Annotated in this window: 9 protein-coding genes and 1 pseudogene; 2 read left to right on the forward strand and 8 right to left on the reverse strand. The window is 73.2% G+C overall.

The features are described 5' to 3' along the window. Position 1 precedes the first annotated feature (1 nt). On the reverse strand, positions 2 to 472 hold the full coding sequence (locus tag AC0AIB_RS08715; RefSeq protein WP_328338371.1) for a hypothetical protein: 471 nt from the start codon (positions 470 to 472) through the stop codon (positions 2 to 4). A gap of 184 nt (positions 473 to 656) precedes the next feature. On the opposite strand from AC0AIB_RS08715, the gene AC0AIB_RS08720 reads away from it, so the two are divergent. Next, positions 657 to 920 (forward strand): hypothetical protein, encoded by a 264-nt coding sequence (locus tag AC0AIB_RS08720; protein ID WP_328338372.1) that lies wholly within the window; start codon positions 657 to 659, stop codon positions 918 to 920. 83 nt (positions 921 to 1,003) lie between these two features. On the opposite strand, the gene AC0AIB_RS08725 is transcribed toward AC0AIB_RS08720, so the two are convergent. From AC0AIB_RS08725 to AC0AIB_RS08740, 4 genes are all read right to left on the reverse strand, one after another. Continuing rightward, entirely contained in the window at positions 1,004 to 3,070 is a 2,067-nt protein-coding gene (locus tag AC0AIB_RS08725) for an amylo-alpha-1,6-glucosidase (RefSeq protein ID WP_328338374.1), read from the reverse strand. Continuing rightward, a complete protein-coding gene (locus AC0AIB_RS08730) occupies positions 3,067 to 3,420 on the reverse strand; it encodes an SCP2 sterol-binding domain-containing protein (RefSeq protein WP_328348860.1) in 354 nt (117 codons plus the stop codon). Before AC0AIB_RS08730 ends, AC0AIB_RS08725 begins: the two co-directional genes overlap by 4 nt. Positions 3,421 to 3,521: 101 nt before the next feature. After that, positions 3,522 to 4,028, reverse strand: coding sequence for a mycothiol transferase (locus AC0AIB_RS08735; protein ID WP_328338376.1), 507 nt, complete (start codon positions 4,026 to 4,028; stop codon positions 3,522 to 3,524). Positions 4,029 to 4,159: 131 nt separating this feature from the next. Next, positions 4,160 to 4,534 (reverse strand): VOC family protein, encoded by a 375-nt coding sequence (locus tag AC0AIB_RS08740; protein WP_328338378.1) that lies wholly within the window; start codon positions 4,532 to 4,534, stop codon positions 4,160 to 4,162. A 251-nt stretch (positions 4,535 to 4,785) separates the two neighbouring features. Between AC0AIB_RS08740 and AC0AIB_RS08745 the strand changes: the two genes are divergently transcribed. Continuing rightward, complete coding sequence (locus AC0AIB_RS08745; protein ID WP_442930829.1) at positions 4,786 to 6,189, forward strand: acyl-CoA synthetase; 1,404 nt, start codon at positions 4,786 to 4,788, stop codon at positions 6,187 to 6,189. Between the two features lie 4 nt (positions 6,190 to 6,193). Here the strand turns inward: AC0AIB_RS08745 and AC0AIB_RS08750 are convergent, their stop codons facing one another. The 3 genes and pseudogenes from AC0AIB_RS08750 to AC0AIB_RS08760 all read right to left on the reverse strand — a co-directional run. Further along, positions 6,194 to 7,033, reverse strand: coding sequence for a metallophosphoesterase family protein (locus tag AC0AIB_RS08750; RefSeq protein WP_328338382.1), 840 nt, complete (start codon positions 7,031 to 7,033; stop codon positions 6,194 to 6,196). Positions 7,034 to 7,082: 49 nt separating this feature from the next. Beyond that, positions 7,083 to 7,721: a 4'-phosphopantetheinyl transferase family protein gene (locus AC0AIB_RS08755; protein ID WP_328338384.1), complete on the reverse strand. Its 639-nt coding sequence runs from the start codon at positions 7,719 to 7,721 to the stop codon at positions 7,083 to 7,085. Next, positions 7,718 to 8,025, reverse strand: a pseudogene (locus AC0AIB_RS08760) (2-oxoacid:ferredoxin oxidoreductase subunit beta); the annotation flags it as partial. The pseudogene AC0AIB_RS08760 and the gene AC0AIB_RS08755, both read right to left, overlap by 4 nt.

Consider the following 8,025-nt stretch of genomic DNA (forward strand, 5'->3'; position numbering starts at 1 on the left):
CTCAGGACACCGGGCCGGGCTCGCCACCGGCCGGCGGAGCCCCGGCAGGCCGCCGGACGCGTGCCGGGCCCGCACCGGAGGCCGTCGGGTGGCCCTGCTGGGACACCCGCTCGATCAGCCCGTTGGCCAGTTCCGGGGCGAGCCGGGCCAGGTCGATCAGGCTGTCCAGCACGTCGTGCGCGTCGGCGGCGTAGCGGCGGGTCAGCTCGCCGCGCTCACCGTCGGCCGGCAGTTGGGCGACCACCATGTCGATGAGCGAGTGGGTGTCCTTGCGGACCCGGCCGGACACCTCGTCGAAGGCGGCCGGGTCGACCCGCCGGTCGGCGGTGAGCTTCTCCTGGAGGCGGCGGGCGCTGGCGATGCCGGCGGACAGCTCCTCCTCCAGCACCGACGCCGCCCGGGTGACGGCGGCGGACATCTCGTCGCCGACCTGATCAAAACGCTCGTCACTGTGCGTGTCGCGTCCTGGCATGGTGTCAGCCTCCCTCGATGCAGCGTGTCCAGCGGAGTCTGACACCGAAACGAACCGGACCGTCACTTACTGTAGGGATGCCGACGGACTTTTCGCCGTTACCACCCGGGCCTGGTGTGATCGGGGCCACCGGCACCCGTGCCGGCGTGACGCCCCACCCGGGGGTGGCGCTGAGGAACACGAGATGACCCGACATCCCCTGGACCCGGAGACCGCCGAGCGGCTGCTCAGCGGGCCGGTCGCCGGGCCGGCGGACGACCTCGGGGCACTCCTGGCGGCGGTCCGCGCCGCACCGCACCCGGCCGAACTGCGCGGGGAGCCGGCCGCGATGTCGGCGTTCCGGGCAGCTCGGGCCGGCCTCCTCCGGGCGACATCGTCCACACCTCGCGCCCCGGCCGACGGGTCCCCGTCCCTGCCCGGCGGTGCGCTCCCCGCCGAGCCGTCGTGATCAGCGTGCCGGCCGGGATCCGGGTGCCGTGCCCGGGATCGGGCGCATCGCGCTCCGGCCCCGCCACCCGGCCGGTCTCACCGTCAGCGCAGCCGGGGGCGGTGGCCCCGGTGGGCGGCCGAACGGTCCCGACCGTACGCGTCGGCATGCCCCCACCGCCCGGGGACGTCCAGCAGCTCGATCCGGCCGAATCCGTCGGGCAGCGCCGGATTCACCAGCAGGTTGTCGGCGCAGGGCCGCAACCCGAGGATGGTGCCGAGCAGCATCACCACGGCCCCGGCGGACCACGACTGTGGCCGGCCGGCCATCGGCAACTGCACCGGGTACCTGGTGGACGTCCGTGGATAGCCGGCGATCACCTCCGGCACCGATCCGCCGACCAGCTCCGCCACCGCCAGGATGCCGGCCGCGACCCGGGCCGCCTCCTCGTCGTGGTGGTAGCGCCGCAACCCGGCGGCGATCAGCGAGTTGTCCGACGGCCACACCGCGCCCAGGTGCGCACCCACCGGGTTGTACGCCAACTGCCCGTCGGCGAAGGTGCGCACCCCCCACCCGGAGAAGAGGTGCGGCCCGAGCAGCTGGGCGGCGACGGCGGCGGACCGCTCCTCGGGGACGATCCCGCTCCACAGCAGGTGCCCCAGGTTGGACGTCAACGCCTCCACCGGCGTGCCGTCCGGCTCCAGGGCCAGCGCGTAGTACTCCCGTCGGGGCAGCCAGAAGTCCCGGTTGAAGCGTTCCTTCAGGGCGGCGGCCTCGCGTTCCAGTTGATCGGCGTACTCCGGGTCGGCCCAGAACTCCCGGGCCAGGCGGGCCCCGCGGACCTTCGCGTCGTAGGCGTAGCCCTGGAGCTCGCAGGTGGCCCTCGGCCCGGCGGGCGGACGGCCGGCGGCGTCCACGATCGCATCCGGCGAGTTCCGCCAGCCCTGGTTGACCAACCCGTTGCGGGGGTTGCGCCGCTGGTAACGCAGGTAGCCGTCGCCGGTGAGGTCGCCGTACTCGTCGATCCAGTCCAGCGCCATCCGGGCCGGGTGGCGCAGTTGCCGGACCAGCGCCGCGTCGCCGGACCAGCGCTCGTACTCGTCGAGCAGGATCACGAAGAGCGGGGTGGTGTCGGCGGCGCCGTAGTAGAGCCCGGTCGGTTGCTCCTCGAAGGCGGCCGACTCGCCGTACCGCAACTCACCGACGATCTTCCCGGGTTCCTCCTCGTGCTGGTCGTCGAGGCGGCCGCCCTGGAGCAGGGCCAGCATGCGCAGCGTGCTCGGGGTGAGTTCGGGGGTGAACGGCAGGGTCTGCAGACAGGTGATCAGCGCGTCCCGGCCGTACAGCGCCATCGCCCAGGGCAGACCGCCCACCGGCACCCGCCCGGTGTACGCCAGCGGGACGTACCGCAGCGCGGCCAGGTCGGTCAGCGCCTGCTCGTACACCGCCGGCAGCCGCTCCTGCTCGGTCACCAACTGGGGCGCCCGGTCCAGCCAGTCACGCAGGTCGTGCCGCATGTCGTGGCGGACCCGCAGCCGATGTGACTCCAGGCTCTTCCGCAGGTCGTGGCCGCCATCACCCCGGATGGTCATGCCCACGTGCAGGTCGGTGATCCACTTTCCGTGCCCGGGCACGGTGATCCGGTAGGTGAAGCCACCCTCGTCGACGTCGGCCGGGGCGGTGCTGGACACGGTCGCCTCCCGGGCGAACCGCTCCCGTTCGTAGCGCAGCCGTAGCACCCCGTGGGGCGGGTGGGCGGCCCTGGTGATCCGCCGGGGCACCGGGCTGCCGATCTCCGAGGTGTCGGCGAAGTCGGCACCGACCTCCATCCGGACGACGAACTCGGCGGGTACGGCGGAGTGGTTCAGCACGGTGAGCTGCTCGGTGAAGCTGTCGTCGATGGAGCGGTGCCGGATCACCGACACGTCAGCGTCGACGTAGTGACTCGCCCTGCCGGGGACCAGGAAGAAGCGGGTCTCGAAGTAGGTCATGTCGTCGCGGGACAGGGCGTGCAGCCGCTGCCCGTCGATGGTGAGCACCCAGCGGGAGATGAACCGGGTGTCGAAGGAGAAGAGCCCCACCGGCGTCCTCGGGTCCACCTCCATGTCGCCGTGGGCGTCGCTGACCGCGAAGGCGTTGCCGGCGACGACGTGGACCCGTTCCTCCCTCACCGGCGGCCGTCCCGCTCCCGGGGGTGCCGGGCGTCGGGCGGGCCGGGGAAGATCCGTCGGAGCGTCATCAGCAACCGCATGTTGCCCTGCACCGACAGGTCGTTGCGCAGCAGTGCGGTGGCGAGGTGGGTCCGGCCGGACGCCAACCGGTCGAACACCTCCCGGTCGGCACGGACGACCAACTCGGCGTCCTCGGCGGACCGGCTGACCTCGACCCGCTGGTCGTGGATGGTGAGCCGCCAGTGGGCGGTCTGTCCGCCCTCGGCGGCATCCAGGCGCAGGGTGCCCGAGGTGGTCTCCGGCAGGTCCGACCGCCGGCCCGAAACCCACCGGTCCAGGAACCCCGCCATCGACGTACCCACGTCTTCTCCCCCCACCGGCCGTTCCCTACCCGGCCAGGATGCCGCCCGGCGGGGTGAGGTCGGGTCACCCGGAGCGGGTGAGATCCCGGTCAGGGCCGGAGCAGACCCCGCAGGTAGGCGGCCTGGCCGACGTGTTGGAGATCGTCGGAGAGGATGCTGACCAGCCGGGCACCGAGGGTCACCGGCGGATCCCAGTTCTCGTCGACGATCCGGTCCAGGTCCGCCGGTCGCAGCCCGGTCAGGAACCCGCGGGTACGCTCCGCCACCGCCCGGTGGTAGCCGACGAGCGCCTCCGCGCTCTCCGGGCGTACCGCGGCGACCTGTTCCGGGGTGTGGCCGAAACCGGTGTCGGCGGGGTCGGCGGGAAGCCCGAACCGGGCCGCCGTGCCGCCGGTGCCCCAGACCTGGTCGACCCCGAGCAGCTCGGCGACCTGTTGGTCCTGGATCCGGGTGAGATGCCAGACCAGCCAGCCGACCGGGTTGGCACCCGGGCCGGGCGCCCGGCACAGCTCGTCGGGGCTGAGCCCGTCCACCGCCGCACGGACCAGGTCGGGCAGCCGCCCGTAGGCTTCGGTCAGCAGATCGTCGACGTTCACCGGTTCCTCCTTCTCGCGGACGTACCGGATCCAGATACCGCTGACGGACCTCGCCAAACCGCGTTCCGGGGTGATGGCGTGGTCGGTGCCCCCCGGCACGACCCTGCACGACGTGCGGTGCGGTACCCGGCTCAGGCGGACGGTTCGGGTCGGGCGATGGCCCAACCCCGACCGTACGGATCGCGCAGCAGCACCTCGTGGGGAACGCCGTTGGCGGTACCGACCCGGGCACCCACCGCGACGGCGCGGCGCAGCACCGCGTCGGGGTCGGCGGACTCCACGGTGAGCACCGGCAGTCGGGGCGTCGCCGCGGCGGGGTCGGCCCACTCGCTGACGGTGAACCGGTGGCCGTCGACGACGAGGTCGGCGGTGAGCACCCGTCCGTCGGGAAGGCACTCCTGCCGCTGCGGAACCGCACCGAACACGTGGGTGTAGAACGCGATGGCATCGGACGCGTCGGTGACGACGAGGTGCGGCGGCGCGGCTGATGGTTGCGCGGAGGTCATGACGTCGATGCCACCTTCCCCGTCGACCGGCGATGGATCCGTCTCGGTCGAGGGTAGGCGGTGCGGAGGTCGTACCGGCACCCTTAACCGACCCCTGACCGTCGACGGCGCTCGGCAGCGGGGTGGCCGCGCGGCTACCCCGGAGGTGGGGGGTGGTGACGGGCCGCTCGCCACACTAGCGTCGGCACGGGGGCCGCGCCGCGCCCCGCCGATCGACCGGAAGGGCGTGGATCGTGTCGCTGCTGGCCGCGATGTCATCGTCGATGGACGACCGCCCGGACCTGGTCCGGGTGGGTGACCGGTCGCTGTCCCGGTCCGGGCTGCAGGGGCTGGCCGCCGCGGTCGCCGACGACCTGCACGGCCTGGACCGGGTCGCGATCGAGACCACACCCACGACGGAGACCGTCGTCGCCGTGGTGGGTGCGCTGCTGGCCGGTACGGCGGTGGTGCCGGTGCCGCCGGACGCGGGGCCCCGGGAGCGGGAGCACATCCTCCGCGACTCGGCCGCACAGGCCCTGCTCGCCCCGGCGGACGCGGCGTCGGGCGGGTCCACCGCGTCGGGCAGGGACGGGCTGCCGGTGGTCCCGGTCGATCTGCGCCGCACGTCGGCGACCACGCATCCGGAACCCGCACCGGAGCGGACCGCGCTGATCCTCTACACCAGTGGGACCACCGGGGCCCCGAAGGGGGCGTTGCTCTCCCGGGCGGCGATCGCCACCTGCCTGGACGGGCTGGCCGACGCCTGGGGGTGGACCCCCGACGACCTGCTGGTGCACGGGCTGCCGCTGTTCCACGTACACGGGCTGGTGCTCGGGGTGCTCGGTCCACTGCGGGTCGGCAGCCGACTGCACCACGTCGGCCGGCCGCAGCCGCAGCGGTACGCCGCAGCCGGCGGGACACTGTACTTCGGCGTACCCACCATCTGGTCGCGGATCGGTGCGACGCCGGCTGCCGCGCGGGCGTTGCGGTCGGCGCGGCTGCTGGTGTCGGGCAGCGCGGCGCTGCCCACGTCGGTCTTCGACGGCCTCGCGGCGCTGACCGGGCACCGGGTGGTCGAGCGGTACGGCATGACGGAGACCCTGATCACGGTGAGTGCCCGTGCGGACGGCCCGCGCCGGCCGGGTGCCGTCGGGGTCCCCCTTCCCGGGGTCCGCACCCGGATCGTCGACGAGCAGGGCCGGGACCTGCCGGCCGACGGTACGGCGATGGGCGAGTTGCTGGTCGCCGGCCCGACCCTGTTCGACGGCTACCTGAACCGGCCGGACGCCGACGCGGCGAGCCGCAGCGCCGACGGCTGGTTCCGGACCGGCGACGTCGCCACCGTCGGCCCGGACGGGTGGCACCGGATCGTCGGCCGGGCGAGCACCGACCTGATCAAGAGCGGTGGTTACCGGATCGGGGCCGGTGAGGTGGAGGAGGCGCTGCTGACCCACCCGGCGGTACGCGAGGCGGCGGTGGTGGGCCTGCCGCACCCGGATCTGGGCCAGCAGGTCACCGCGTACGTGGTCGCCGACGGGGTGACCGGGGCGGAACTGGTGGACTTCGTCGCCCGGCAACTGTCGGTGCACAAACGGCCCCGTGAGGTCCGGTTGGTCGACGCCCTGCCCCGCAACGCGCTGGGCAAGGTGCAGAAGAAGCGCCTCGTCGAGGGCTGAGCGGTCAGACCTGGGCGGGTGCGGGCAGCACCCGCCGCAGCCACGAATCGGTGCGGGCCCGGTGCCGCCACTCCCGGGGGTAGCCGACGGAGACCTCCTCGAACCGCACCCCGTCGTGCCAGGTGACCCGGGGGATGTGCAGGTGGCCGTAGATCACCGTGCTGGCGTGGAAGCGGCGGTGCCAGTCGGCGGTGAGCTCGGTGCCGCACCACTGGGCGAACTCGGGATAGCGCAGGATGTCGGTGGGCGTCCGGACCAGCGGGTAGTGGTTGACCAGGACCTTCGGCACGGCCGGGTCGCAGTCGGCGAGCCGGGCCTCGGTCAGCGCCACCCGGGCCCGGCACCAGGCGTCCCGGCTCGGGTACGGGTCGGGGTGCAGGAAGACCTCGTCGGCGCAGACCACCCCGGAGGCGTGGGCGCGGGCCAGCGACTGCTCCTTGCTGGTGACGCCCGGCTCGCGGAACGAGTAGTCGTAGCCGACGAACAGCGGGGCCACCAGCAGCGGGCCGCCGGCCCCGGTCCACAACGGGTACTCGTCCTCGGGGGTGCTCACGCCCAGGTTCCGGCACTGCCGCACGATGGCCTGGTAGCGGGCCTCGCCGCGCAGCAGGACGGGGTCCTGGGAGTGGGTCCACAGTTCGTGGTTTCCGGGTGCCCAGATGACCTTGCCGAACCGTTCGCTGAGCAGCTTCAGCGCCCAGGTCACGTCGGCGAAGAGTTCGGCGACGTCACCGGCGACGATCAGCCAGTCGCCGGCTGCGTGGGGCCGCAGGCTCTCCACGATCTTCCGGTTCTCCGGGTACGCCACGTGCAGGTCGCTTACCGCGTAGATGCCGGCGCTCATCGTCTGGTCCCCTCGTTCGGTGGTCCGGTTGCCGTGCCCGTGGTGCGGCTCAGTTCGGTACGGCGACGACGGCCAGGGCCAGGCCGGCGTCGTGCAGGTAGCGGCCCTCGAAGTCCCGAACGCGACCGGGGACGAGGACGCGGGCGGTGAAGGTGCGGGCGGTCGGATGAAGGGTGATCCGGGCCTCGTCGAAGCCGAGGAAGACGCCGGTGACCGGGAACCACGCCTTGTAGAGGGCCTCCTTGGCGCTGAACAGCAGCCGGTCCCAGTGCGGGCCGGGGGTGTCGGCGGTCAGCCGGTGCACCATGGCCCGCTCGTCGGTCAGGGCGATCGCGTCGAGGACGCCGTCGGGCAGCGGTGCGTCGGGTTCGGCGTCGATGCCGATGGTCCGGACGTCGTCCCGGCGGGCGACCACGGCAGCCCGGTAACCGTCGCAGTGGGTGAGGCTGCCGACCACGCCGGTGGGCCAGACGGGCGCGCCGCGTTCCCCGGTGAGAATCGGCGTGGATGGCTCGCCGAGGGCGCGCAGGGCGCGGCGGGCACAGGTGCGGGCGGTGGTGAACTCCCGCCGCCGCTTCTCCACGGCGCGGGCCACCAGGGCGGCCTCCTCGGGGTGCAGCGGCTCGGTGTCGGTGTCGTCGAACGCCTCGACGGCGACCGCTCCGGGTGGCGCGAGTTGCTCGATCATGCGTCGGCCAGCGGTCGGATCGTCCAGGTGTCGCCGGTGTGGAGGAGGTCGGTGAGTTGTTGTTCGGGGGTGTGGGTGGTGGTGGCTTTGGCGGTGGTGATCTGTTGTTGGACGAGGTTGTCGTAGGTGGGGCGGTTGGTTTGTCGGAAGACGCCGATGGGGGTGTTGCGGAGGTGGGGTCCGGGGAGTCGGGTGAGGGCGAAGGCGTAGGCGGGGTCGGTGATGGTGGTGTCGTGGATGACGATGTCTTCGGGTGGGGTGGTGGCGGTGTCGCGGACTTCGAGGCCGAAGGCGTGGGGTGGGT

Source organism: Micromonospora sp. DSM 43699 (genome assembly GCF_055517075.1).

Excerpts from the sequence above, each read along its gene's own strand:
- AC0AIB_RS08715 (WP_328338371.1), bottom strand. The coding sequence starts at position 472 with ATGCCAGGACGCGACACGCACAGTGACGAGCGTTTTGATCAGGTCGGC.
- AC0AIB_RS08720 (WP_328338372.1), top strand. The coding sequence starts at position 657 with ATGACCCGACATCCCCTGGACCCGGAGACCGCCGAGCGGCTGCTCAGC.
- AC0AIB_RS08730 (WP_328348860.1), bottom strand. The coding sequence starts at position 3,420 with ATGGCGGGGTTCCTGGACCGGTGGGTTTCGGGCCGGCGGTCGGACCTG.
- AC0AIB_RS08740 (WP_328338378.1), bottom strand. The coding sequence starts at position 4,534 with ATGACCTCCGCGCAACCATCAGCCGCGCCGCCGCACCTCGTCGTCACC.
- AC0AIB_RS08745 (WP_442930829.1), top strand. The coding sequence starts at position 4,786 with ATGTCATCGTCGATGGACGACCGCCCGGACCTGGTCCGGGTGGGTGAC.
- AC0AIB_RS08750 (WP_328338382.1), bottom strand. The coding sequence starts at position 7,033 with ATGAGCGCCGGCATCTACGCGGTAAGCGACCTGCACGTGGCGTACCCG.
- AC0AIB_RS08755 (WP_328338384.1), bottom strand. The coding sequence starts at position 7,721 with ATGATCGAGCAACTCGCGCCACCCGGAGCGGTCGCCGTCGAGGCGTTC.